Annotated in this window: 19 protein-coding genes; 5 read left to right on the forward strand and 14 right to left on the reverse strand. The window is 40.9% G+C overall.

Going from position 1 to position 25,506, the window contains the following annotated elements:
• Positions 1-17 precede the first annotated feature (17 nt).
• Positions 18-941, reverse strand: a complete 924-nt coding sequence (locus tag QWY93_RS03615) for a lipid A deacylase LpxR family protein (protein WP_353959617.1) — start codon at positions 939-941, stop codon at positions 18-20.
• A 171-nt stretch (positions 942-1,112) separates the two neighbouring features.
• On the opposite strand from QWY93_RS03615, the gene QWY93_RS03620 reads away from it, so the two are divergent.
• Together QWY93_RS03620 and QWY93_RS03625 are read left to right on the forward strand one after the other, a co-directional pair.
• The gene (locus tag QWY93_RS03620) at positions 1,113-2,810 is read left to right on the forward strand and encodes a 1-acyl-sn-glycerol-3-phosphate acyltransferase (protein WP_290246822.1); all 1,698 of its coding nucleotides are present in this window, start codon (positions 1,113-1,115) and stop codon (positions 2,808-2,810) included.
• Entirely contained in the window at positions 2,788-3,867 is a 1,080-nt protein-coding gene (locus QWY93_RS03625; protein WP_290246823.1) for an NAD(P)H-dependent glycerol-3-phosphate dehydrogenase, read from the forward strand. Before QWY93_RS03620 ends, QWY93_RS03625 begins: the two co-directional genes overlap by 23 nt.
• A 439-nt stretch (positions 3,868-4,306) precedes the next feature.
• Here QWY93_RS03625 and QWY93_RS03630 read toward each other — a convergent pair whose 3' ends face one another.
• The 3 genes from QWY93_RS03630 to QWY93_RS03640 all read right to left on the reverse strand — a co-directional run bounded on the left by QWY93_RS03630 (position 4,307) and on the right by QWY93_RS03640 (position 7,914).
• A complete protein-coding gene (locus QWY93_RS03630; protein ID WP_353959618.1) occupies positions 4,307-5,278 on the reverse strand; it encodes a calcium/sodium antiporter in 972 nt (323 codons plus the stop codon).
• Positions 5,279-5,616: 338 nt separating this feature from the next.
• Positions 5,617-6,849 carry a M48 family metallopeptidase gene (locus tag QWY93_RS03635; protein WP_290246824.1) on the reverse strand — a complete coding sequence of 411 codons (1,233 nt, stop codon included), beginning with the start codon at positions 6,847-6,849 and terminating at the stop codon, positions 5,617-5,619.
• 12 nt (positions 6,850-6,861) lie between these two features.
• Positions 6,862-7,914, reverse strand: coding sequence for a PorP/SprF family type IX secretion system membrane protein (locus tag QWY93_RS03640; RefSeq protein ID WP_379945325.1), 1,053 nt, complete (start codon positions 7,912-7,914; stop codon positions 6,862-6,864).
• 81 nt (positions 7,915-7,995) lie between these two features.
• Between QWY93_RS03640 and QWY93_RS03645 the strand changes: the two genes are divergently transcribed.
• From QWY93_RS03645 to QWY93_RS03655, 3 genes are all read left to right on the forward strand, one after another.
• The gene (locus tag QWY93_RS03645; RefSeq protein ID WP_290246825.1) at positions 7,996-13,584 is read left to right on the forward strand and encodes a T9SS type B sorting domain-containing protein; all 5,589 of its coding nucleotides are present in this window, start codon (positions 7,996-7,998) and stop codon (positions 13,582-13,584) included.
• A 4-nt stretch (positions 13,585-13,588) separates the two neighbouring features.
• Positions 13,589-14,341, forward strand: coding sequence for a peroxide stress protein YaaA (gene yaaA / locus QWY93_RS03650; RefSeq protein WP_290246826.1), 753 nt, complete (start codon positions 13,589-13,591; stop codon positions 14,339-14,341).
• A 111-nt stretch (positions 14,342-14,452) separates the two neighbouring features.
• Positions 14,453-14,830 (forward strand): septal ring lytic transglycosylase RlpA family protein, encoded by a 378-nt coding sequence (locus QWY93_RS03655; protein WP_290246827.1) that lies wholly within the window; start codon positions 14,453-14,455, stop codon positions 14,828-14,830.
• 3 nt (positions 14,831-14,833) lie between these two features.
• Here the strand turns inward: QWY93_RS03655 and QWY93_RS03660 are convergent, their stop codons facing one another.
• From QWY93_RS03660 to QWY93_RS03705, 10 genes are all read right to left on the reverse strand, one after another.
• Positions 14,834-15,205 carry a response regulator gene (locus QWY93_RS03660; protein ID WP_290246828.1) on the reverse strand — a complete coding sequence of 124 codons (372 nt, stop codon included), beginning with the start codon at positions 15,203-15,205 and terminating at the stop codon, positions 14,834-14,836.
• A gap of 320 nt (positions 15,206-15,525) precedes the next feature.
• A complete protein-coding gene (locus QWY93_RS03665) occupies positions 15,526-16,725 on the reverse strand; it encodes a phosphoglycerate kinase (protein WP_290246829.1) in 1,200 nt (399 codons plus the stop codon).
• A gap of 59 nt (positions 16,726-16,784) precedes the next feature.
• Positions 16,785-17,747, reverse strand: coding sequence for an L-threonylcarbamoyladenylate synthase (locus tag QWY93_RS03670; RefSeq protein ID WP_290246830.1), 963 nt, complete (start codon positions 17,745-17,747; stop codon positions 16,785-16,787).
• Between the two features lie 5 nt (positions 17,748-17,752).
• The gene (locus QWY93_RS03675) at positions 17,753-18,463 is read right to left on the reverse strand and encodes a tetratricopeptide repeat protein (protein ID WP_290246831.1); all 711 of its coding nucleotides are present in this window, start codon (positions 18,461-18,463) and stop codon (positions 17,753-17,755) included.
• A 457-nt stretch (positions 18,464-18,920) separates the two neighbouring features.
• Positions 18,921-19,472 (reverse strand): NUDIX hydrolase, encoded by a 552-nt coding sequence (locus QWY93_RS03680; RefSeq protein WP_290246832.1) that lies wholly within the window; start codon positions 19,470-19,472, stop codon positions 18,921-18,923.
• A gap of 9 nt (positions 19,473-19,481) precedes the next feature.
• The gene (locus QWY93_RS03685; protein ID WP_290246833.1) at positions 19,482-20,066 is read right to left on the reverse strand and encodes a hypothetical protein; all 585 of its coding nucleotides are present in this window, start codon (positions 20,064-20,066) and stop codon (positions 19,482-19,484) included.
• On the reverse strand, positions 20,063-21,979 hold the full coding sequence (locus QWY93_RS03690) for a RecQ family ATP-dependent DNA helicase (protein ID WP_290246834.1): 1,917 nt from the start codon (positions 21,977-21,979) through the stop codon (positions 20,063-20,065). Before QWY93_RS03690 ends, QWY93_RS03685 begins: the two co-directional genes overlap by 4 nt.
• Before the next feature lies 1 nt (position 21,980).
• Positions 21,981-22,757 (reverse strand): enoyl-CoA hydratase/isomerase family protein, encoded by a 777-nt coding sequence (locus QWY93_RS03695; RefSeq protein WP_290246835.1) that lies wholly within the window; start codon positions 22,755-22,757, stop codon positions 21,981-21,983.
• Between the two features lie 66 nt (positions 22,758-22,823).
• A complete protein-coding gene (locus tag QWY93_RS03700) occupies positions 22,824-24,779 on the reverse strand; it encodes a ComEC/Rec2 family competence protein (RefSeq protein WP_290246836.1) in 1,956 nt (651 codons plus the stop codon).
• Between the two features lie 106 nt (positions 24,780-24,885).
• The gene (locus QWY93_RS03705; RefSeq protein WP_290246837.1) at positions 24,886-25,440 is read right to left on the reverse strand and encodes a DUF3575 domain-containing protein; all 555 of its coding nucleotides are present in this window, start codon (positions 25,438-25,440) and stop codon (positions 24,886-24,888) included.
• Positions 25,441-25,506: the final 66 nt, after the last annotated feature.

The following is a 25,506-nucleotide window of genomic DNA, read 5'->3' on the forward strand; positions in this document are numbered from 1 at the left end:
GCGCGGTTTGGGTTTGATTAAAAAAGATAGGAAAAATGGATGCTGCCAACAAATTGGCCTTTACTAATAAGGGTTTCTTTGGTTCGGTAATAAACCTTATATGACACCCCAAAATGGGGATAAGAAAGGACCAACCTTAGATAATACTCTTGGCTTCCGGGAGAAGGAGTCATCATATCCAGGTTAATTTCCTTTGTAGTATCCGCCCCTTGGACCGAAGCATTCCAAAAGACCTTTTGGAAGATTGCTCCGAGTTGAACATAAGTTTCATGACTTCCTGTGCTACCAGTTCTTGCACCGGAAATTTCACTTGCCCGAATGGTGGGCGCCAATTTCCCCAACCGTAAGGAAGGTGAAAAGGTTAGGCTTTTTTCAAAATTCCCCCAAGAAAATTGTGAGGCCAACCAAAAATCAAAATTCCCTCCCCTTGCAATACCGTAAGCCCCCGAAAAATCAAGATTAGAAAGTCCTCCACTCTCAACCTGGGAATTCCACCCTCGTGGCTGGGGAAATCCCAAAAGGCTATGGTACCAAGTCTGAACCTCCTCTGCTTTGGCGCCAGGGCCCACTCTTCCCAATAACAAATTACCCTCCAACCAACCTGAAGCAAACAACCATTGATAACCGATTTTCCCATAAAACACTCCTGCAAAAGGCCGGTCATAATATTTCTTGGATTTTGCCGTGTAAAATTCAGGAGTATATATTTGTTGGGTCAGCCTGGTTTTTAACCGGCCGTTTGAGGATACTTGAAAAATATATCCTAAATGCATCCCATGGGTGTAATAACGATCAAAATGCATAAAGGCAAACGCATCATTGTCCACCTGTAGAAACACCTGGTGATGATTTTCCACAGGCATATTTCCTTGCCCTTTAGCCCAATAAAAAGAACAAAACAAGAAAAAACTTAAAAAGATGGTCCTTTTGGGTTGATTCAATTTTCCGGAAAATTGGATTCTACAAACTCCCTAAAATATTAAATATCAACTGATTTATAAACTTTTAACCCCATTTTAAAATAATTCCCTCTTGATCATACCATAATCCAAAGCTTACTATCAAAGCTTTAATTTTTGATTATCTTTGAAAAATCACTAAATAAATTCTCCTTGACTGACGACTACATCAAACATAAATACGCCCCAATACTTCCCAAAAAGGAAGAGTGGCAGGTTGTAAAGCTGTCAAAGAACAGGAAAGAATTTGCTCAAAAAATTGCTGACGAAAGTGTTGACAGGATCATCAAAATCACCAATAACAATGTAGAGCTCCTTCGGGAAGAACTTGAAACCACCCTTTACAGGGAAAAATTACGGACCCAACAAAATGCCTGGGCAGTGGATCCTGATGATGAAGAGGATTTTTGGGCAGGTATTAAATCTGCTTTGGTCCAGGTATCTTCTGAATCAAGTCTTACTGAAGAGAAAAAAAAAGAGGCTTATCACAAAATACTCCATTCTATCACATTAAGATATGTTGAGGAGATAGCTGGTAACTTCAGCCATGGGCATTATCAGGCCACCCGGAGTATGATCACATATGGGTTTTCTCGACTCCTTAATGCAGCGAGGGTAAAAGGCCTTGCGTCAATTTTCAGCCAACAATACACCCTTCAGGACAAAATCCAAATTATTGGAGAAACAGATCAATTGAGGAACCTGGCCTCCAAAGGCACCATCGTAATGGTCCCTACCCATTTCAGTAATTTGGACAGTGTTTTGATTGGCTGGGCCATCAGCACATTAGGTCTTCCCCCATTTATGTACGGAGCCGGCCTTAACCTTTTTAACATCCAGATTTTCGCCTATTTTATGAATGCATTGGGTGCTTATAAGGTGGACCGGAGAAAGAAGAATCTTCTTTATCTGGAAACCTTAAAGACTTATAGCAGTGAGGCCATCCAATATGGGTGCCACAGTCTATTTTTTCCGGGGGGAACCAGATCCCGAAGTGGGAAAATAGAATCCAAACTGAAACTTGGCCTCCTTAGCACAGCCATAGAAGCCCAAAGGGCCAATTATCAAAAAGGCCTGAACAATATCAAAGGGAAAGTTTTTATTGTTCCCGTCACCATTAACTACCACTTCGTCCTGGAAGCGCCCAGCCTTATACGGGAACACCTGAGCCAAACTGGACAGGAACGCTATTACAAGGAATCTGATGAATTTTCTACCTCCTATAAGATTTCAAAGTTCCTGATTAAATTCTTTACGCAAGGGTCAGATATTTCTGTATCCATTGGAAAAGCCATGGATATTATGGGAAACTATGTAGATGAAAGAGGGAATAGTAGAGACAAACAACATAGAATCATTGACTGCAGGGATTATTTTGTCAGTAATGGAGCTGTAACGGTTGACCCCCAACGTGAAGAAGTTTATACCAGAAAATTGGGGGAAAAGATTGTAGAGGAGTTTCACAATATCAATAGGATCTTCAGTAGTCATCTGGTGGCTTTTACAGCTTTTGAAATGATCAAAAAGAAAAACAATAAAATGGATCTTTTTAATCTTCTCCGGCTTCCGGATGAAGACCTCACCCTAAATTATGAACATTTTAAAAGGGAGTGCAAAAGGGTGTTGGACAGGATTTTTGAAATTCGTAAAGAAGGTAGGGTCCATGTGGCGCCCCACCTCAAAACTGACTTGGAAGAAATCATCCGCCATGGTCTGGCCAATGTTGGAATGTACCATGCCAAAAGGCCCTTAATAAAAAACAAAAAAGGTGAAATCACCACCGAAGACATGAATCTTTTGTATTACTACCACAACAGATTAGACGGATATGAGCTCGAAAAACTTTTCTAGAAGCAGTGGGAAACCTGTAGGAGTAATTGGTATAGGGAGCTTTGGGACGGCTATTGCCAATATATTGGCAAGGAAAAACAAAGTGATAGTCTATGCCCGTAAGCCGGAGGTAGTGGAAGAAATTAATTTACACCACCAAGCCCATGGCAAACCTTTAAATCCATGCATCCGGGCCACCACCGACCCAAAGATCCTTTGTGAATCCTGCGAAGTAATGTTTCCAGTGGTATCATCTACGGGTTTCAGGGAGGTGATGCAAAAATTTGCTCCCTACCTTTTGCCATACCACATTTTAATTCATGGTACCAAAGGCTTATCCCTCAATCTTCCTGAAGGCCAATCCCTCAAGGATGTCAAAAAAATCAAAAGAGAAAATATTTGGACCATGAGTGAGGTGATCCTCAATGAAACTGTTGTAGTAAGAGTGGGTTGCCTTGCAGGCCCCAACCTGGCGAAGGAACTTTCCAAAGGCCAACCAGCAGCAACGGTTGTAGCCAGCCCTTATAATGAAGTAATTTTGGAAGGCCAACGTTTACTTCGCTCAGACAATTTCCAGGTTTACGGCAATCAAGATATTATTGGCGTTGAGCTGAGTGGTGTGCTCAAAAACATCATTGCCATTGCCTCAGGTGCTTTGGCCGGCTTGGGATTGGGGGAAAATGCAAAAGGGTTATTGATCTCCAGAGGCATGGTTGAACTGATCCATCTTGGAAATGCACTGGGCGGGCAAGCCCAATCTTTTATTGGCCTGGCAGGGATTGGAGACCTTGTGGCCACCTGTAGTTCCACCTTTTCCAGAAACTATACCGTGGGTTACCGTTTGGCAAAGGGTGAAAACCTGGATGAAATCAATGATAGTATGGAAGAAGTGGCCGAAGGAATCAATACCGTCAAATTGATGAAAACTTTTTTAGAGGGATCAGGCATGCGTGCACCAATAACTGAAAATTTATATAAGGTGCTCTATGAAGGGTTTAAGGTGGAAGATGCACTCCATTATTTGATGAAATACCCCTTTAACGTGGATATTGATTTTCTATTGAATAAACCTAATTAACTCATTTGGAATTTAAAAAACGCCACTCCGCAGGCGTGAGGGGAGAAGCCGGGGGAATCCTCAAAAAAGGAGATTGCCTGCCCTCCCGGAGCTGGGCCATGCCCATTTTCACCCTAGCCCCAGCACACAAGGTCACGTACTGGATGAGTCCCTTTAGGCCATAAACATTAGCAGAGTTATATCTCTAATTTTAAATTCGAGCTCTGGCTTTTAGTATCATGCCCTCAAAAAGAGGATTGCTATGTTTTAAGATTTAGGGCATTTGGGGCAATTAGTATGAGAGGTAGGTGGTATTTGTATTCAACTGGAACCACATCCAAGTTCAAAATCTTAGGGATTCTAGAAACAAAATACAAAAGAAAGGGTAAAATACTGCTTTCCCGCATACCAAGGTATTAGCCTTTAGAACGACAATTTGATTAGCAATATAGAATCAAATTTAAACTAAAGGCTTTACTTCTGCTTCCATTATCCATAACATATACCCCAAATATGCCACCAATAGGATTGCTGCTTCCCAGCGATCCAACTTTTTCATTTTCCCTGTAAACATGGCCAAAAACAAAAACAGTGTTCCTGCTGTGAGAAAAATCAAATCTTTATTGAAATCGGCCTGATATGAAAGAGGATTGATCAGGGCACTGACACTTAGGATCAGCAAAAAATTAAAAATATTGGACCCAATGATATTCCCAACCGCAATGTCATTGTTTTTCCTAATGACAGCCACTACCGAAGTGGCCAACTCTGGCAAAGAAGTTCCCGCTGCTACAATGGTCAATCCGATTATTTTTTCACTAACACCTAACCCTTCAGCCATATGGATGGCCTGTGAAACAACCAGCCTTCCCCCAATTACCAGCCCAGCAAGGCCTACAAGAATTAAGAAAATGGCTTTCCTGAAAGATAAGAATTGAATTTCCCCGTTTTCTGGAGGCAACTCTAATTTCATTTGCCGGAATATGTAAACCAAGAATCCCATAAATAAAGCCAACAAAATCAGCCCGTCCCATTGATTAAGTATTTTGGTCCCCATTGAAAAATATTCATTAGCCATTAGGAATACGAGAATTATGGCCAAAAAGGAAATTGGAATTTCTTTCCAAACGGTATTCGAATGAACAACCAACGGGCTGAGCAATCCTGTTATACCCAATATCACAAAAAGGTTAAAATTGTTACTTCCAATAACATTTCCAAATACAATATCTGGGTGGCCTTGGGATGCTGCATAAACATTTACCACCATTTCAGGTGCAGAAGTTCCAAAAGCAACAATGGTCAATCCAATGGCCAGGTCAGAAATTTGGTACCGTTTGGCGAGATTGGATGCTCCACTCACCAGCCAATCAGCACCCTTTATCAAAAGAGCCAAGCCCAAAATTAATAGCACAATTTGCCAAAACATCATTTAAATTTCCTTGATTTAAGACTGATTTTTTAAACGGAAAATGGGTGAAAAATGGTGATAATAATGAGAAATTTATTTTTACTCCACCATATTTGCATAGGTTAAGGAATTGGTGAATTTTAAATATGTGTACCTGGAACCTTACACTTTAGTTATAATTCGGTTTATCCTTAAAATTATTAGTTTTAGGTAATTCCCCTAGTTCCGGCAGGAAAGGATTTGATAAAATGCCTCACCCCGATTTGGATCAATTGATTTTCCACCGAATAACGAAAAGTGAACCCCTAATCCTATTTTATCTAACTAATATTTAGGTCTTTAACGCCCGGCAACCATGGTCAATTTTCCAGCTTTCCTAACCTTTCCATCAAAGGAGGGTGGGAATAGTTGACAAAAACGTGCAAGGGATGTGGATTGATTTGGGTTAGTGTTTTGACCGAAAGCGTTTTTAATGCACTGGCCAATGGCTTGCCATCATATGTTTCCTTGGCAAATCGCTCCGCTTCAAATTCGTTTTTCCGGCTAAGCAAATTCATAAATATTCCCAACACGGTACTTATTGGGGAAAACAGTAAGGCAAAACCTATCAAGTTTAAATGGACTGCCCACCTATCACCTCCCATAGCTTGGCTGATTTCTGGGTTATTGACGAATAAAGAAAGCAACAAAAGCATCACCCCTAATTGCAGGATACTTATCACCAAGCTTTGGATGATGTGCTTTTTCTTGAAGTGCCCTATTTCATGGGCCAGGACTGCTACCAATTCCTCTGGTTTGTGTTGCTCCACCAGGGTATCAAAAAGAACCACCTTTTTCTTTTTGCCAAAACCGGAAAAAAAGGCATTTGCCTTAGTGGACCGTTTGCTTCCATCCATTACAAAAACATTTTCCAACGAAAACCCCACGGAGGAAGCATATTCCATGATTTTACTTTTCAGCTCCCCTTCTTCCAGAGGAGTTAATTTATTGAACAAAGGCAAGATCCATGAAGTGTAAAACATATTGATCAAAACCATGAAAACAGCAGCTACCCCCCAAAAGTAAAGCCAGAAACCTTCCCCCAATTCCTGTATCAACCAAAGTAAAAGGGCAAGCAAGCCCCCACCTATTAATATCCCAACCAAATAACCTTTTACTTTATCTCCAAAAAAAGTTTTCCGGGTGGTTTTATTAAACCCAAACTCTTCTTCAATTTTAAAAGTATGGTAATAATCAAATGGGATGGAAAGCAAATCAGAACCAATAAAAAGCAAGCCAAAAAACAACAGGGATTGTAAGATCATTGGATCTACCCATTGGCTAACCCATTGATCCAGCAAACCAAAACCACCCCAGATTAACATCCCCAAGGTGATGACCAAGGAAAACGAGCCACTTATTAGGCCAAAATAATAATTGGTTTTTTGATAAGATTTGGCCTCCTGAAGTTTTTCTTGATCCAAAAAATTTTGAAGGGTAGCAGGTACTTGGGGTACCTTTTGACGAACATTTAACCAGGAAGTGAATTTATCAAACAAAAATCCAAGGGTAATCAACCCGATCATCAAGTATTTTAAACTTTCTGCGCTCATTCGGCAAATCTACTAAAATTTGGGACAGGGAAGAATAGTGTCCCTCAACCTTGGTGCCCCAGGGTTCTTCCTATCTGGAAGACTGAAAGAAATGCTAATTTCATGAGCCCCACCGGACTGAATACCTAATTGGGAAACCGTATAATCAAAACTATAACCAATATCCATTCCGGTTGGCAAACTCAAGCCCAGCAAAACCACCAACGCATCCCGATTAGATTCCTGGTTAATTGGTTTATAAGGAAGCCCTCTATACCAAAAACCCACAATCAAGGGTTCCGCATAAAGGTAAGCCCCTACATCCAGTTGCTCAAATGGGCCTTGCCGTTTATAGTTAAGGGTTGGGGTGATATACCTTTGTTTGTAAGTATGGGTAAAATCCCTTTTCATAGCACCATGGCCCAGGGGAATCCGGTAACCTGCATGACCGGAAAACTTGACCGGCAATTTGCTTTCCCCATCAAAAAAAGACTGGTTGGGTTGATTAACATGGTGGGCTGAAGCCCCCAGCCAAAAATTTTCAGTAAAAAAAAGCCCTCCAAATGATAAGGAGAGCATATCAATCGGATCCCCCAACCCATTCAGGTTCCCATCTCCTGGCATAGGCGGTGCGAATGGATCATTGGGATCTATTTGATTGGCAAAAACCAAATTTTCATAAAAGCCAATATCTCTGCGGATATAGCTGGCTTGAAATCCAGGCCTGAAATACATGGACTCGGCCAATTTAAGTTCATAAGCATAAATCCCCGAAATGGTTAAGGACTTTAAATTTGCTGCCCCTTCAGTATCATTCATCACCATCACCCCTACACCACTATTATACCTTTCCAAAAAGGTATCATAATAAACAGAGAATGTTTTAAATTGGGCATCCAGTCCAGGCCATTGGGTTCGGTAATTGGCACCGATTCTACCTTGCAAATCTGAACCGGCAAAAGCGGGATTTAAATATAAAGGAGCTGCATAATATTGAGTATATTGTGGATCTTGGGCATAAGCATCACCTGTATAAATAATATACATCAAAATACAAAAAACAATATATATAAAAGACCTAAACAATTTTTTGTTCGTTTATTTGAGTAACATGTGTTTATTAAACGACATGATAAGACAGGTGTTTTATCCTGGTAAAAGTAAATTATGAAAAGGAATCGTCCCAACATAACAAAAAACATTTTTACTGTCCTAATATTGGTATTTTCATACCTTTTACACCCAATATACAGCTATTCACAGGGATATAATGAAAACGAATGGGTTTTTGGGTACTGTGGCACCAGCCAGGATAATAATTATATTTCATTTGGAAAAGGTGAAAATCCTACCGTCCTCAGTTTACCAGGTTCTCAACCTTTGGGTACCGGCAATGTAGCCTTAGCTATTGACCCCATCACTGGTGAAACACTATTTTACACCGATGGGGCTTTGGTTTATAATTATTTAAATGAACCTATGCAAGGTGTGGTAGGCGAATTGGGAGGAATGGAAGATGAAAGGCAAACAGTTGCCATCGCTGAATTGGATTTTGAACCTCAAGGGGGGAATAGATTATTTTACACCTTTTACATTACCCCTGGAGGACAATTGGAATATGCCATCATGGACATGAACGACCAAGGAGGAGCCCCCTCCAACCAACCTCCAGCAGGATCAGTTTCTCCTGGGGGCACCATAGGCCCATCCGAAGGCCCTATTATTGTAATAAAAGCACCAGGCCAGCCAAGTTTCCTCATCAGTTTTGAAAATGGGCAAGTGATATCCAGGGAAATCCTTGATCAAGAAGGGCAATTCGGAGCCCCCCGGTCCACTCCCTTGGATTTCACTCCTAAGGCAATTTATTACGAGGAAGTCACCAATACTTTATTATTCATACCTGAGGAACCTGGAATAAACATCACTCTTGTCAACATCAACCCAACACGGGGTTCATTTGGATCCCACTTCGAAATCCAGCAATCAGCAGGTCCTGAAACAATTGAAGGAGTGGTTGTTTCCCCAAATACAGATTATTTTTATTATAGCCAGGGAGACCAGATACTAAGAGTTCCTGCCAGTGGAGATTTTGATGGAACGCCAGAAGCTATCCCGTTAAATAATCCCGTAGAAAATGTTTATGACCTCAAATTTGGACCGGATGGTAAACTATATTATATCTATCAAGAGGAAAACAGTGATGCTTTTTTAGTTGGAACAGTCAATAACCCAGAAGAGGAGGACCTGCTTAATGTAGAGGTGGATGAAGACCCTTTCCAGGGAACTGATTTTTGTGGATCTATATTTCCCCATTTTGCTCCAGATATGGATGGCATTAGTGGAACGGTGGATTTTTCCTGGTCCCCAAATCCCCCTTGCATGAATAATCCCCTGCAGTTGACTTCAAATATAATTCCACCAAATATTCCAGTAGAAACCTATGAGTGGACGATTAATCCGGCCCCAACAGATCAAGATGGTGAGGAACTTGAGTTAGATTTAAATGAGGAACATCTTCTTTTACCCGCAGCGGCCACCAATGAACAAAACATTAACGTTTCACTGGTGGTAGAATTTGGAGATGGTAGTAAGGATTCAGTAGCCTACCCCATTACCTTGCAGGAAAACAACCTTCAGGCCAACTTTATGCCCTCAGATACAACTACCTGTAACCAATGTGTTGACCTGAATGAAATGCTGGATGTCTCCAGTGGTGAGGAAGGCCAGGGTGGGGGAACTGGAGGTGGAGGGACCGGTGGAGGCCAAGGAGGCGGCCAAACCAACTATGAGTATTTCTGGTCCAATAAAAAGGATGAAGGATGGATACCTGAAGGAGCCAATGAAGTTTGTGAGCCGGGCTTATATTGGGCATTGGTTAGGGAACCAGGATCCTCTTGTTATGTTTATGCACAAACCAGGGTCAAAATGTGGGACCCGGAGACCGATCAAAAGATAGATGACCAGACCAATTCGGTTTGGTACTTTGGCCAAAACGGTGGGCTAAATTTCAACCCCGACCCTGACGACCCGGATGGAATTGTCCCCCGCCCAGTGGAAGACCCTGGTTTTGGATGGAATCTACCTGCAGGGACTACCACCATCTCTGACCAAACCGGACAGGTTTTGTTTTATACTGATGGCCAAACCGTTTGGGATCTTAATGGAAATGTCATGGAAGGGGGACAGGATATAGGAGGTGACAATTCCTCTTCCCAAAGTGTGGTGGCCGTACCCATCCCACAGGAAGAATCTCTATATTACCTGTTCACCACTGAATCGGCAAGTGGAGGAAGCAACCAGGTAAAATTTAGTCTGGTAGATATCAAGGGGGAAAACCCCAGTGGGGTAGGAAGTGTGGTAAGTGGGGACAACTTCTTATTCAGCCCCGGCACGGAACAAGCGGCTGCCCTGACAGCAGGAGACACCACCTGGATGATGTTTCATGAAATGGGCAACAACTCTTTTAGAGCTTATCCTATTACCAATGAGGGAATTGGGCAACCCGTAATCAGTTCAGCAGGAAGCGACCATAATTTTGGCACTGGAGTTGGAACCATGAAATTCAATTCCGATGGAAGCAAATTGGCTGTTACCATCAATGATGGAGGAGAAAATAAAGTTGAAATTTTTGATTTTGATCAGGACACTGGTCTTTTGACCCCTTATGCTTCTATTGATTTGATGTCCAATGATGAGGTGTATGGTCTGGAGTTTTCCAATGACGGGCAAAGAATTTTTGTCTCTTACCGCAATGGAGGAGGCATTCAGGAATTCCCTGTAGAAGGGGGAACTACCACCGATAACACTGACCCTGACAACCCCATTACACAATCCTGTCCAAGCTGCTTTGAAAATGCCTCCACTCAGGCTGCAATAGAACAATGTATTTCTGACAATATCACGACCTTAGCCCAAAGCAGTGGCCAAAATTTGGGAGCCCTCCAAATTGGCCCGGATGGGCAGATATATGCCTCAATTGTTGGAGCAAGTCAGGTTGGACAGATCCAGGCCGGCACTGACTGCAACAGCAGCACCTACCGTCCTGACGGACCACAAACAGGTGGCACCAATGGACTGGGCTTACCCTCCTTTGTTCAAAACTCTGGAAGCAGTATCCCTGAGCCGGGACTGGAAGGGCCAGATAGATTATGTTTGGCAGATGGAGAAGCACTGGGCACATTTGAAGGAGGTGGAGAACCCGATATTGACAGTTATTTTTGGACCATTACGGATACTGATGGGAATGAGATCCACACTTTTGGAGGTGTCGGTGAAGATTTCCAAACCATGGAATACCCCTTTGATTCGGCTGGGGTTTATACTGTTACTTTGGATGTGGAAAGGTGCCGGGTAGGATTTAATTATCACCATGAAACAAAAGAAGTAGAAATTCCTCCCCCTCCTGTCCTTACCTTGATTGATGATGTTACTACTTGTAGTGGCAACCCTGTAACCTTAACAGCTATAGATGGCTATGATGAAAGTGAGGATCTGTATAATTTTGATTGGAGAAATGCTGCTGGTGAAGTATTGGGAGACAGCTCATCCAATACTATTGTAGTGGATGAGGCAAGCATTTATACAGTAACCGTTTCTTATAAAACCCCTGTCGGAGAAGACCCGGCGACTTACGAAACATGTGCTGTTTCAAGTTCTGTATTTGTGGGACCCGCTTTTGATTTTGACCTGAACCAAACTGCCGAATCATCATGTTACAATGAAAATGTTGTCAATTTTGCACCAAACACCCCAGTGGAAGGGGATTGGGCCTACCAGGTTCAAGGGGACAGCACCTCATTTGTTTCACTTGGAAGAGGCTTTGAGTTAAACTTGAATGTTTCCAATTTACCCGGTCCGGGAATTTATGATATTATATTCACCACTGAAGATCCCATTCTTGAAGGTTGTATAGTTGAAAAAAGGGCAGAATTGGAGGTAAGCCCTCTGCCTGAATTTTCCATTGATGCAATTACCCCGGCAACAAGTTGTAACAGTTTGGATGGAAGTTTTGAAATCAATATGGAATCCGATGCGGATTCTGTTATCGTAGTGGAAACCGGAATGAATTTTATTAACGTCACCCAAGGAGAAACATTGACTCCCGGCAACCTTGATCCTGGAATTTACACCGTCAAGGCAAGGCTAGGAGGCTGCGTCAATTTTAAAACTGTAAGCATTCAAAACAACAATCCTCCTAGTAGCTTTGACCCAACGGTAACCCCTAACTCAGAAGTTTGCGGCCCGGATGGAACCCTTAATGGTTCCCTTGATATAGAATTGGCAGATCCTTCTCAGGGAGGAGAATATGTGATTACCCGTGAATTGGATGGTGTTCAATTTATGGGATCTTTTACCGGAAATACATCCGTGTCCCTAAGCAGTGGAGAATATGCAGTAGAGTTATCTGATGCCAGTGGTTGCGCTTTTCCATATGACAGTCTTTTTACAATTGAAGGAAAAAACAGGGTGGATTTTTCCATCCCAACCCAAACTATCGCCTGCGAGGCTTTTATTTTCAGGCCTCAATCCGAGGAGGACTTAACATTTACTATCACGGATCCAAATGGGACTACCTTAAGTCCAGATTCAGAAGGAAATTTCACCTTAGGGTTGGAAGGGACCTACCAGGTAAAGGGAGCACCAGCAGATCCTAACAATGAAGATTGTCCAAGAATAAGAGATTTGAACCTGGTTTTAAATGATCAGGTAATATATGAAGTATCAGGCCCGCAATATCAATGTAACTCTCCAAGAGGGGTTTACCGAGCCGTACTTGATCCTGGGTTTGATCCTGATGATTATATTTTTATGTGGAGGAACAGTGAGGGCACAATAGTCAATAGGGGTCAGACAATATCCTCCGCTCAACAAGAAGAATTATCACTGGAGGTTCAACCAAAAATTGGGGCTGCCTGCCCGGGACCTCCAATTACTTTTGAAACCGTCCCATTTGTTCACCAAGCCCAGGTATCCCTGAATGCAGAGTCCGGCATTTGTTTTGACAACACCCCTGCTGTCATTACTGCTGATATTGATGTTGAACTATCTGATGAAATCAGGATAGAATGGCACCGGGTAACTAATGGAAATTCAGAAAGGATCCCCCAATTTGACGATTTGACTGAAATTTCAGTAGATGAATCTGGGACATACCGGGCTTTTGTAATCAATGAAACCGCAGACCTGCAATGTATCATAGGAACAGATGAAATTGAAGTTTTCAGATCGGATTCAGAACCACCTGTTTTAGAGGAGAGTTATACCATTTGTGCCATTGAAGGGGTGTCTACAACCTTGGATTCATTGGGAAATTGGTCTGAATATGAGTGGTGGCTTGATGGAGAATTGGTCAGCACTGACTCCACCTTCACTCCTATCGAACCGGGCAATTATGAACTTATTCTTTCAGATCAGGCCAGCTGTGAATATGCACTTTCATTTGAAGTAATTGAGGATTGTAGGCTCCTGATCACCATTCCTACAGGTCTTGTCCCTGGAGACGAGGAAAGAAACTTTGTTGTTTACGTCAATGATTTTGTGGATGAGATCAGTGTTTTGATTTATAACCGATGGGGCGAGTTAATTTATCATTGTATAGAGGAAAATGTTCCAGAAAATTCCCCATTTTGCGAATGGAATGGATTTGTCAATGGCAAAAAGGTCCCCATAGGCACCTACCCTGTCATTGTCAAATATAAAAGCCAGGACCAAAACCTAGAACAAACCATCAAAAAAGCTATTGTAGTAGTAGAATAAACGCATGATCACATTAATTTCCCCAGCCAAATCACTGGATTTAAGCAGCACTGACATTTCATTATCGACTCAACCTGATTTTCCCAAGGAAATCCAATCCTTGGTTTCCATCATGAAGAAAAAGTCCACTTCTGACATCCAAAATTTGATGAAAGTCAGTGAAAACATTGGAGAACTTAACCATGAGAGGTATAGAAATTTTGAAAAAGAGTTTACCCGGGAAAATTCAAAGCAGGCGCTTTTGACTTTTAATGGGGATGTTTACAGAAATATGGATATTGAACATTATTCCTTAAAGGATTTTGAATTTGCCCAAGAACATCTTAGGATCCTTTCCGGTTTATACGGACTCCTTAAACCCATGGACTTGATCCAACCCTATCGTTTGGAGATGGGAATTTCCCTGGAAAATAAAAAAGGGAAAAACCTTTATGAATTCTGGGGCGATAAAATTGCAAAAGCAATTGATAAAGCCAGCAATGGTGATCCTGTGATTGACCTGGCATCCAAAGAATATGGAAAAGCAGTCAATCTTAAAGCATTAAAAAGCCCCATCGTTCATGTTAACTTTAAGGAATTCCGGAATGGGAAATATAAAATTGTAGGTACTTTGGCCAAACAAGCCAGGGGAATGATGGCCAATTATATTATCAAAAATAAAATCAATGACCCTGATAAAATCAAACTCTTTAATGAAGACGGTTATGAATTTTCGGAGCCCGAAAGCAAAGGAAATAAGTGGATTTTCGTACGTTAATAAAACATAGCCTTAATAATATTTTTCAATTAATGTCGTATTAATAGCATCAAAAGAAACACATGCATAAACTGCCCTCATTGATCATTTCATGGATGGGGGTTTTTTATTATGAAAAAACACATTCCTTTTATTATTAGCCTACTGGCTATGGTGCTGATCAGTTCTTGTTCTCCCAAGCTGACAAAATCTTTTATAGAAGAAAAAGGAATGGCCAGCTATTATGCATCCCATTTCCATGGAAAAAAAACAGCTAGCGGAGAAATATACAAAAAAGAAAAATTAACAGCAGCCCACCGACATTTACCATTTGGAACCAAAGTAAAAGTCACTAACCTCAATAATGGAAAAAGCGTGAATGTCATTATCAATGACCGTGGACCGTTTGTAAAGGGAAGAATAATTGATGTTTCGGGAAGAGCTGCCCAAAACTTAGGCATGATCCAAGAAGGGATAGTTCCTGTTATAATTTATTACAGCAAAAAATAATTTTTATTCTATTGCCCCCTGACCTATCAATTCGCACATCTTTTGAGGCAAATCCGCTAATGAGATAGGTTTGGAAAGTAGTCTGCTAAAAGGCGAATCTGGAATTTCGGATGACTTAAAGCCTCCTGCGGTTATCGCAATAATGGGAATTTCTGGATGTTTTTTTCCATTTCGGATTTCTCTGGCCATTGATATTCCATCAATCTCGGGCATCATGATATCTGTAATAATAATATCAAAGTCCTGTTTTCCATTGAAAACCTCCAATCCTTCTTTTCCATTTTCTGCCACAATCACATTTTGGGATTTTTCTTCCAAAAAAAACGTCAGCACCAAACGGTTAACCGGATCATCCTCTACTATTAATATATTCATATTTCGACCAAAATATTTACATACCAAAGTATGAAACAAAGATTAATTTTTCTAAAAAACTGGATAAAAAGTAAACTCAAAACCAAAAAAAATAATTTTTTTGTAATTATTATCAGAAACCAATGGTTAACACTAACTACATTTTTAGAATTACAAAATACAATTTTTATATATTATCATCAACAACAACACTCTCAAATAAAAAACAGCAAAGTCAACAGCATTAGAAATGTCCAATTTCTTAGTATTACTAAAAACTATAAAAAAATAAGGTTACCCTAGGGCAACCTTATTCTATTATAAGATATTTTAGCCTTTTATCAAGGTTCGAGTGCTTTTACACCAGGCAAAACTTTACCCTCCATGTGTTCAAGCAAGGCCCCACCACCGGTGGATACAAAAGATACTTGGTCGCCCAATCCAAATTTATTAACTGCTGCAGCAGAATCCCCACCACCTATTAAGGAGAAGGAGCCATTTTTGGTAGCTTCCACCACCGCTTCAGCAATTGCTTTGGTTCCCTTGTCAAAACTTTCCATTTCAAATACTCCCATTGGACCATTCCATAGGATGGTTTTTGAATTTTTGACCACCTCAGCAAAATTCTTACGCGTCTCCAATCCAATATCCAATCCCATCCAACCATCAGGGATTTCTCCACTTCTTGCAGTTCCTTGTTCGGCATCATTGGCAAATGCCTTGGAAGTAATAGTATCCACAGGCAATAGCAAGTTAACTCCTTTATCTTTAGCTTTCTGCAAAAGTTCCAGAGCCAGATCCATCTTATCCGCTTCCAAAAGAGAGTCACCGATTTGGCCTCCAAGGGCTTTGGCAAAGGTATAGGACATACCACCACCAATGATCAGATTATCCACTTTTTCCATCAGCTTTTCAATGATCAGGATCTTATCAGAAATTTTGGCCCCACCCATGATGGCCGTAAAAGGCCTTTCCGGTTTTTCAATGACCTTTTTGGCATTTTCCAATTCAGAAGCCATTAAGTAGCCACTAACTTTATCATTAAAATATTCCGCTACAATGGCGGTAGAAGCATGGGCTCTATGGGCAGTTCCAAATGCATCATTAACATAAATATCACCTAAGGAAGACAGTTTTTTTGCAAATTCGGGGTCCCCTTTTGTTTCCTCACTATAAAATCTGAGATTTTCCAGCAACAACACTTCACCACTTTTCAAGCCAGCAGCCAACTGCTGAGCTTCCTGGCCTATACAGTCAGGAGCAAATTTCACAGGAGTTCCTAATGCTTTTTCCAAATCCAAAAGGATGTGTTTTAGCGAAAATTTATCTTCAGGTCCTCCTTTTGGCCTGCCAAGGTGGGACATTAGAATAACGGCTCCTCCATCATTCAATATTTTTTTAATGGTAGGAAGAGCAGCTTGAATTCTGGTATCATCAGTAACTTTGAACTGATCGTCCAATGGAACATTAAAATCTACTCTAACCAGGGCTCTTTTGCCCTCAAAGCTTAAATTGTCAACAGATTTGATTCGACTGTTCATGGTTAATAGGTTTTATAAAATAAGATAGTTTTAACTCAATTAAAATTCCGGCAGAAGCATCATTTTGCAGAGGCCCTTCTCAGCCGGTCATTAATGGCCTTCCCTAAGCCTTTTTCGGGTAGTTCCTCCGAAAGTATTACAGAAACATCCCTACGGTCCAAATACCTCATAGCCGCAAAAAGATTTTTGGCTGCTTCACGAAAATCCCCTTTTTCACTCAAAACATATTGATCTTCAGGGCTTATCTGGTCAAATGACTTATTAAAAGAAAGGATCCCAAACTTTTCTCCTTTGGCCAAATAATGGGGCACCAATTGGTCCAAATCACCAAGTTCAAATGGGATTCTAGGGGCATAATGACTTTTCAGCATCCCAGGTGACTTAGGATTACTACTGGACTGTGGAAGAATCAGGACATTGCCCACCACTTTTTTGATGGCACCAACTTCCACTCCTCCCAGACGGTAAATTATCAGCTGGCCTTGCTCCACGCCAACTATGGTGCTTTCAAGGCCTATTTCACAGCTTCCGCCGTCCAAAATATAGGGGATTTTACTTTCCAACTGATCCTGGACATGCGAAGCTTGTGTCGGGCTAATATAACCAAAAGGATTGGCACTTGGAGCAGCCACGGGAAAATCCAGTGACAATAACAATTCCTTTGTCAGGGGATGGCTGGGAATACGGACAGCCACTTGCTCCAAACCACTGGTCACCAAATCAGGAATAACTTTTTTCTTGGGTAATAGGAGCGTCAATGGTCCTGGCCAAAATTGCTGGGCTAGCTCTTCTAACTCAGGGATCATTTCCTCGGTATATTGGCTGATTTGCTCAATGCTTCCGGAATGCACAATCAATGGATCAAAGCTAGGTCGGTTTTTGGTACTAAAAATTTTAGCCACTGCTTCCGGGTCAAAGGCATTACCTGCCAGCCCATATACCGTTTCGGTAGGAATTCCCACGAGTTCACCCGCTTCCAACAGTTGTTTTGCTCTGGTTATATCTTTTCCGATTTCAGTCATGATGGTTATTTAGCGCAAAATTCATCGATCCATTCCCTGGCTTCTTCATAGCCCAAATCCAAGGCTTTTTGTAAATGAATGCAGCCCTCTTCTTTTTTTCCTTCTGCACTCATGATAGTCACTCCCAGCAAATAGTAAGCAGCTCCATTATCATGTTCTTGTTGGACTGCCTTTTCCAAAGACAATATTGCACCCATGGGATCATTATTACCGATTTGGGCTTTTGCCTTGTTAAAATACAATAATCCTTCGGTTGAACCAGCCTGCAATGCGGTGTTAAAATCAAAAATGGCATCTTCATACCTTTCCATACCCAACAAAGCTAGACCCCTATTATAATAAATATCAGTCTGGCTATCATCCAAAGCTGCCGCTTGATTAAATTGAACCACTGCTTCATTAAATTCTTGTTTCTCCAAAAGGGCATTCCCCTTATTCAAATAAGGCTTATATGAGGTAGAATCTAATTCCATGGAAGCTTCAAAAGCATTTATAGCTTCATCCCATTTTTTCATTTCAAATAGGGCAACACCTTTTGCATTGTAAGCTTGGGTATGTTCGGGATCCGCCTCTATGACCTTATCAAAATAACTTATTGCATTAGAATAATCCCCTGACTCTAACTGCTCAATACCAGTCTTATAGAGTTCCTCTGGAGAAGGGGAACATGCACCTATCCAAACTAGTATTATGGGGATGATCAGTAGTTTTTTCACTTTGATTAATTTTTCTGACAAAGATAAGAATTCTAATCAATTCGGCATTCTAATGCCCAAATCTTTGCCAATTATTCAAAAAAATTAAACCAATATTAGATAAAACGAGTTACTTTTTATATTTATTTGGATCCATTCAGGACTAATGGGGGGGGGAATCATATAAAAAGTACGTAGCCTCCTTTACAAATACAGAACCATTGTATTTGTTTGAGGAGATCCCTTATCTCTTTTATTTGAAACCATTAAATTTTTGTACCCAATCTTAGCACCTTAAAAAATCATTAAAAGGCGATGGAGTAAGTTTGAATCAAAAATTGCCCATAAACACCAAAAGAAAGTTATTTCCTCAACTCCTTCTTATTCATTGAAACACCCTATCAGCCTTTACTCCTTTTTTTTCTACTGTTTAAGAAAAGGGGAACCTACCAGGAAAACCCCATCCTCACCTCTTTTTTCACAAGGCATATTCTGATTTACTGGTTTTTTCCAGCATGCGCAGAATAGATTTATTATTCCCCACCACATCCGGAACAGCATCAAAAGCCACCCAGGCTAAATCTTTGCTTTCTTCACTTACGGTCAGGGATTCATCCATAGCAGCTTCTACCAGAAAACGAACATCATAATGAAAATGCTGTTTTTCCTTTTTATTGGCAGGGATGAGATGTTTGTCAATATCAAAAATCAAACTATCCACCAATTTAAGAGAAATCAAACCACTTTCCTCTTTGGCTTCTGTCATGGCCACTTCCATCAAGTTTTCATTCCCATCAGCATGACCTCCCAACTGCAACCACCGGTTAAGTTTTTTATGATGCGTCAAGAGGGCATGGGTCCTGGTTTTGTTGACAATCCAGGCGGAAGCAGTAAAATGGCCTTCCTTTCTTTCCCTTAGGAATGCCTTAGGATCCCCTGTAAGCACAATAAACTCAGGGACGAAATCTTTTTCTTCCTCAAATGGAGTCCTGTATTTTTCTAATAAATCTTTCAAGGTACTTCTGTTCATAGGTAACGCTTATTGATCAAATAATACTTCTATAAAATTTTCAAACGGCATTGCATCCTCATACATTCTATCTGCATATACGGTGGCAAGAATTTTTAGGATTTTGGGTTCCTGATTGACAGTGACTTTCTCAATGGTCACATTGCCATACAGCTGTTTGATTGTTTGCCCAATTCTGGACCTGGTCATTTTGGGCTTGAAGTATTGTTTTTCTATTATGCTTACCCCACCTTGCTGGTCCCGGATAATTCTATCCAGACTGACCCTTTCATACCCTAAATCTACTATACGTTGGCCAAATGCAAAGAAAAGACAGGAAAAAGTTTCCGGACTAAATGTAAAATCATATTCTATTGCCAGTCCATTGGCATAGGGAGACCTGTATATGTATAGCTCGGGAGTGGTATTTTCCCCTGTTTTTTTGAGGTGGTAATTTTGATAAATCTTAGAAAATAACTTTTGACCTTCCTCGCTGTAATACCATTTTAACATTTCCTTCCGCTCCTGTTCGGTAAGACGGAAATTTTCCCGGTGCTCCAGGCCTTTTTGTTTTTTAGGAAAAAGCCTGCCTAAGATATCATCAGCAAAGGTCATTTGGTCTCCAATTTAATTCTTCCATCGGCTTGAGTAGTAATCTGCCCCTCCTCTTCCAACTCCCGAAGCAATTCCAGGGAAATAACATCATCCTGTGGTGCTTTTACCTTTTCCAATAATTCCTCCCTTGTCATCACTTCCCCTTCCTCTAAAGATTGAAGCATCCTTTTTCGAATTTTTTCTTGAATGGCCGGAAGGTTTTTCTTTTTTTGAAGGCAAACATCACAAATTCCACAGCCCTTATCATGCTCTTCCCCAAAGTATTGCTGAATTTGGACGGTCCTGCACAGGATATTATTTTTTACATATTGCGCCATGGACTTAGCCTTTTCCACACTGTTTTCTCTTCTTTCCTTTATCCTTGAAAGGTTTAATGGAAGCTTTCCTGCATCATATCGAGGGGTAAGGAAGGTCACCTGGGGCTTGTCTTTTCTTTTATTATAAGCCACTATCCCCAATTGATCCATCCTTTCAAAAAGAGGAATAATTTCAGCAACTGAAACCTGCATTACCTTGGCCAGCTTTTCTTCATAGATTTTAAGGAAATCCGAAAACAGCTCCCCACCGTAAGTCCTTAATAATATTTTGATCAGTGGATCCAATTTTGCATGGGCAATCTGGTACTCATAAAGCTGGGTTTGATCAACCAAAAACTTTAGAGTACTTGCAGCATAAAAACCTTCACTCAACTCCACCAGCCCTTCCTCCTGCATTACCTTGATGGCATGATAGGTCATAAGCAGATCCAAATTATAGGTCTGGGTAAATGACCCGATATCAAAATCATAACTGACCATCAGGCTGCTGCCCACTGCAATCCGGTAATAATTGGCAAGGCTTTGGTACACCCTTTTAATGTAATCCACAGGAGGGTAAGCTTGCTCAGCCCTTTCCTGTAGGATTTTGAGATCATTTTCAGTGTATAGCAAAACTGCATAAGCTTTCCATTCGTCCCTACCGGCCCGGCCCGCCTCCTGATAATAATTTTCCAGGTTTTCAGGAATGTTTACATGGATCACGGATCGTACATCCGGCTTATCGATCCCCATCCCAAAAGCATTTGTAGCCACCATCACCCGGGTCCGGTTTAGTTTCCAGTCCTGCTGCCTGGATTCTCGCATTTCTTTATCCAAGCCCGCATGATAAAAAGTGGCCGGAATTCCCATTTGTCCCAGCGCTATGGCAATCTCCTTGCAGGCCTTCCTACTTCTCACATAAACAATGGAGGATCCTTCGATTTTTTGAAGGATCTCTACCACTTTTTCCAATTTGTTCTCGGCTTCTCTTACAGCATAAGAAAGGTTTTTCCGGGCAAAAGACTTGATAAAAACTTTGGGGGCATCCAGTTTTAGCTTTTCAATAATATCCTGTTTCACCGAAGGCGTCGCCGATGCGGTAAGGGCTATAACAGGCACCTCCGGATGAAATTTTCTGATTTCAGCAATTTCCAGGTAGGGGGGCCTGAAGTCATAACCCCATTGGGAAATACAATGGGCTTCATCCACTGCAACCATATTGACTTTCATCCGCTTAAAACGCTCCAAAAACAGGTCAGTTTTAAGTCTTTCCGGGGAAACATATAAAAATTTATAATTGCCATAAATGCAATTGTCCAGGATAGTGTCAATTTCCCTTTTGCGCATTCCTGAATAAATAGCAGCTGACAACACTCCCTTTTTCCGGAGGTTTTCTACCTGGTCTTTCATTAGGGCAATCAGGGGGCTTACTACCACACATATCCCATCCATGACCAATGCGGGTACCTGGAAACAAATAGACTTCCCTCCTCCTGTTGGCAATAAGGCCACGGTATCTTTTCCTGATAAAACCGAAAGGACAATATCCTCCTGCATTGGCCTGAAATCATCATAACCATAGACTTTTTGAAGAACAGATAAGGCCTTTGTTTTCACTTTACCAATTGATTGATTTCTTGTTCAAGAACGCCTCAATTCCCCTTTTGCAATCTTCGGTTTCCCTTGCCTTGGCATTTTGGACAGCTGCATATTTAAGGGCATCTTCCAGTTCCATTTCCTGGACCTGGCTCAGCATTGCTTTTATCATTTTCATGGAGGTTCCGGAATTTTGCAAAATTAACTGTTCCCCCAAATTTTTCACTTCATTTTCCAATTCTTCTTTCGGAACAACTTTATTGACCAAGCCATACAAGTAGGCTTGATCTGCGGAAATCAGTTTTCCACCTAAAAGGAGTTCACGGGCTCTTCCCTCCCCAATTTTCCGCTGCAAAAAAACCATCACCAAAGCGGGAATAAAACCTATTTTCACTTCGGTATAACCCATTTTCACCTCAGTTGCCGCATAGGCAAAATCACAAACAGTGGCCAAACCACATCCTCCGGCTAAAGCATGCCCCTGTATTTGGGCAATTACCACCTTGGGAAATTGATAAATACGTTGAAAAAGAGATTTTAGTTGAAGACTGTCCCCCAGATTTTCCTCATAAGTAAAATCCTGCAGCTGTTTAATATAGTCCAGGTCAGCTCCTGCGCAAAAAGCTTTCCCTTCCGCTTTTATTACCACTACTTTTACTTCCCCGGATTTTTCTGCCTCATCCAGTGCATGGCCTAATTCCCTGACCATTTCTGCATTTAGGGCATTCCGCTTTTCTGGACGATTGAGGGTGATATATCCCATCCGGTTACTGATTTCGAAAGTCACCTGTTTTTCCATTTTGGTAGGATTTGGGTAATATCTGAAGATACGGGCATTGATTGATTTTCAAAAATTCTTTTCCTCCTAGTTAAAAACAATCTTAATAGCGGATTGGTTAAATGGAACCGTGTCCACTTGCGCCAAAGGTTTCCACTTTCCTCCAATAAACCTGGCCATTTGAAGTTTCTCTTCTGAAGGAAAAGAAAACCCTTTTCCACCCAAATACAACTCCCCCATTTCTGGTAAAATAATTTTCTCCCCGTTTCTTATGGATATCCCCTGGAGTATTAGTTTTTCACCTCCCTCATAACTTTCCAAATGGGGAGCAATGCGGTAATCGTAATCATCTTTATCCACCCCGGACAAATAGGTATATAATCTCCCTTGGTCCATATAAGCCACTGCTTTCCCTTCTGAAAGGGAAAAAACAATCAGTTCTTTTTGACCATGGGTAGTCCACCAGGAAAACCAACGAATGCCCACTATAAAAAGCCCTATAATAACCAGAAAGCTTGCCCACACTTTTTTCCTTGTATTTGCCAGCATATACACAGAGGTAATCATTCCCCAAACCAACACCATCATCAAACCCGAAATGAAGAGCCCATCTACCTGGGATAGAGGCCAATCCTGAAAACTAAAAATCAAATAGTTAAATACCTGGATCAATTTTTCCAAAGCAACCCCAAACCATTGAGCCATAAAATCCCACCAGGAAACAACCATAAATACCAACCCGAGGGACATGATCAAAAATGCCCCTGGAATCGCCACCCAATTGGAAAAAATAAAATAGGTCGGAAAAACATGAAAATAGTGGATGGAAATAGGAAAGGTGGCCAATTGGGCCGCTATGCTGACCGACGTAATTTCCCAGAGGTAATAGACCAATTTGTTTTTGGGCAGCCAAATGGAAACAATAAGGGGCTGCAATAACAAAATGCCCAGCAAAGCCGCATAAGACAATTGAAAACCCACTTCATAAATGATAAATGGATTAAAAACCATTAAAATAAAAGCTGATAAAGCCAAAGCATTAAAAATGGAAGGAGACCTGGATTTCATTTGGGCCAGCCCCATCAGGGTAAACATGGTGGCTGAGCGCATTACTGAGGGAGACATTCCGGTCAATAAGGCATAACACCAAATGAAGATGATCACCAGGGAAAGGTAAATCACTCTTTTTTTGACTTCCAGGCGGTGAGGTTTGAGAAGGAGAAAAAAGAAGCCATAAATCATTCCAACATGTAAACCCGAAACTGCCAGAATATGCATGGCTCCTGCCGTGATGTAGGCCTCACTTACAGCATTGTCCAAATAGCTTTTTTGCCCCAACAACAATGCCTTGGCTACTTGGTTAGCATAAGGGCTGGTGACATAAGTATCCAGTTTTTGGATCAACAGTTCTCTTATTTTAAGCGTCCATTGGGTAATAGGCTGATGGTGGACCCTACCTAAGTGAATCACCCTTTTGCCCACAAAATGGGAATGATAAATTTGTTTGCGGGCCATAAATTGGCGGTAATCAAATTCACCTGGATTTTTGGGCGGAGGAATCTTCTGAGGGTTTCCATGGATCCAAATAACTTCCCCTGGCTGTAATCCCTCAGGTAACTGGTGGTAAATGAGCACCTCACCATTTACCCTCCTAAATTCCCCATCAATATTTGCTTTCAAAAGCTTAACCTTATTCCCTATACTGCGAGGTTTCTCTTCATCCAATTCCTGGACTACAGCCATGTAACCTTTTATATTTCCCTGGTGAACCAGGTTTTGGGGATCATTACGAGCATCTTTTGCCCAGGAAAACAAAATTCCTAAAAGAATTAAAAGCAAATAAGCAAAAAGGGGTAGAACCAATTTAAAGTCATATCCTCCCTTTACCTGATTGATCATCAAAAAAGCTCCATAGCCAAGAAAAACCACTATTACCAAAACTAGCCAGAAATGAAAAAGAATACCATTGGCTAAGGGGTATACTAAAATTCCAAGGGCAAAAAATAGCACATATCTCAAAAAAGGGAATTCGCTGAATTTCATGGCTTAAAAAGTTTACTTTAAGTTAAAGGATTTTGAAAAAAAGGCAAAAAATAAGGGCAGCCCCATTTGGTTGCCCTTTTATATAATTAACAAAGAAGATTTAGCCTTAAAACCTGTATCCAATACTTGCTCCTGCATTTATCTCAACAGCAGTAAAGCGGTTTTCGACTTCCTCACTAAAGCCTCTGGCAATATTAACATAGGGGGCAATGGTAAATTTATTGTTTCTGACCCATTTATACCCAACTCCTATACCGATCATCGTAGAATTCATATCGATATCAGGCTCATTATCTTCCTTAAATTCCCCGTAACGGTATTTAAAAAATGGGTAAACATAAATGCTGGAATAAGAATTGGAAATATCAGCCTCATTCAAAAAATAAAAATTATAGGCCACCTGGAAACTGTTGGTCCGATAATCTTTCCCTCCACTCCCTTGGGCATTATAACCAAATCGGTCATTGATCATATATTCCACTCCAATGGATTGGTCAATTCCCAAAAAATATTCATACCCCAGCTCAACCGATCCTTGGACGATGGTATTCAGGATATTTAACTTTACTTCATTTTTTTTATAATCTTCCTCAGATGATTGGGCAAAAGAATTAAAAACAAAGCCGATGGATAACAATAGAATAGCAGTAAATTTTTTCATATGTATTGCAATAAAAGATGTAATTAAACAAAACTGATTTTTACTTATTTTCCAAAAAAAAAAACA

This window comes from Echinicola jeungdonensis (genome assembly GCF_030409905.1).
In the GTDB taxonomy this organism is placed as follows: Bacteria; Bacteroidota; Bacteroidia; order Cytophagales; family Cyclobacteriaceae; genus Echinicola; species Echinicola jeungdonensis.

What these genes read in the sequence shown, in the direction of transcription:
- QWY93_RS03625 (WP_290246823.1), top strand. Translation starts at nt 2,788, where the DNA reads ATGAGCTCGAAAAACTTTTCTAGAAGCAGTGGGAAACCTGTAGGAGTA.
- QWY93_RS03630 (WP_353959618.1), bottom strand. Translation starts at nt 5,278, where the DNA reads ATGATGTTTTGGCAAATTGTGCTATTAATTTTGGGCTTGGCTCTTTTG.
- QWY93_RS03635 (WP_290246824.1), bottom strand. Translation starts at nt 6,849, where the DNA reads ATGAGCGCAGAAAGTTTAAAATACTTGATGATCGGGTTGATTACCCTT.
- QWY93_RS03645 (WP_290246825.1), top strand. Translation starts at nt 7,996, where the DNA reads ATGAAAAGGAATCGTCCCAACATAACAAAAAACATTTTTACTGTCCTA.
- yaaA (WP_290246826.1), top strand. Translation starts at nt 13,589, where the DNA reads ATGATCACATTAATTTCCCCAGCCAAATCACTGGATTTAAGCAGCACT.
- QWY93_RS03655 (WP_290246827.1), top strand. Translation starts at nt 14,453, where the DNA reads ATGAAAAAACACATTCCTTTTATTATTAGCCTACTGGCTATGGTGCTG.
- QWY93_RS03660 (WP_290246828.1), bottom strand. Translation starts at nt 15,205, where the DNA reads ATGAATATATTAATAGTAGAGGATGATCCGGTTAACCGTTTGGTGCTG.
- QWY93_RS03665 (WP_290246829.1), bottom strand. Translation starts at nt 16,725, where the DNA reads ATGAACAGTCGAATCAAATCTGTTGACAATTTAAGCTTTGAGGGCAAA.
- QWY93_RS03670 (WP_290246830.1), bottom strand. Translation starts at nt 17,747, where the DNA reads ATGACTGAAATCGGAAAAGATATAACCAGAGCAAAACAACTGTTGGAA.
- QWY93_RS03680 (WP_290246832.1), bottom strand. Translation starts at nt 19,472, where the DNA reads ATGAACAGAAGTACCTTGAAAGATTTATTAGAAAAATACAGGACTCCA.
- QWY93_RS03685 (WP_290246833.1), bottom strand. Translation starts at nt 20,066, where the DNA reads ATGACCTTTGCTGATGATATCTTAGGCAGGCTTTTTCCTAAAAAACAA.
- QWY93_RS03695 (WP_290246835.1), bottom strand. Translation starts at nt 22,757, where the DNA reads ATGGAAAAACAGGTGACTTTCGAAATCAGTAACCGGATGGGATATATC.
- QWY93_RS03700 (WP_290246836.1), bottom strand. Translation starts at nt 24,779, where the DNA reads ATGAAATTCAGCGAATTCCCTTTTTTGAGATATGTGCTATTTTTTGCC.
- QWY93_RS03705 (WP_290246837.1), bottom strand. Translation starts at nt 25,440, where the DNA reads ATGAAAAAATTTACTGCTATTCTATTGTTATCCATCGGCTTTGTTTTT.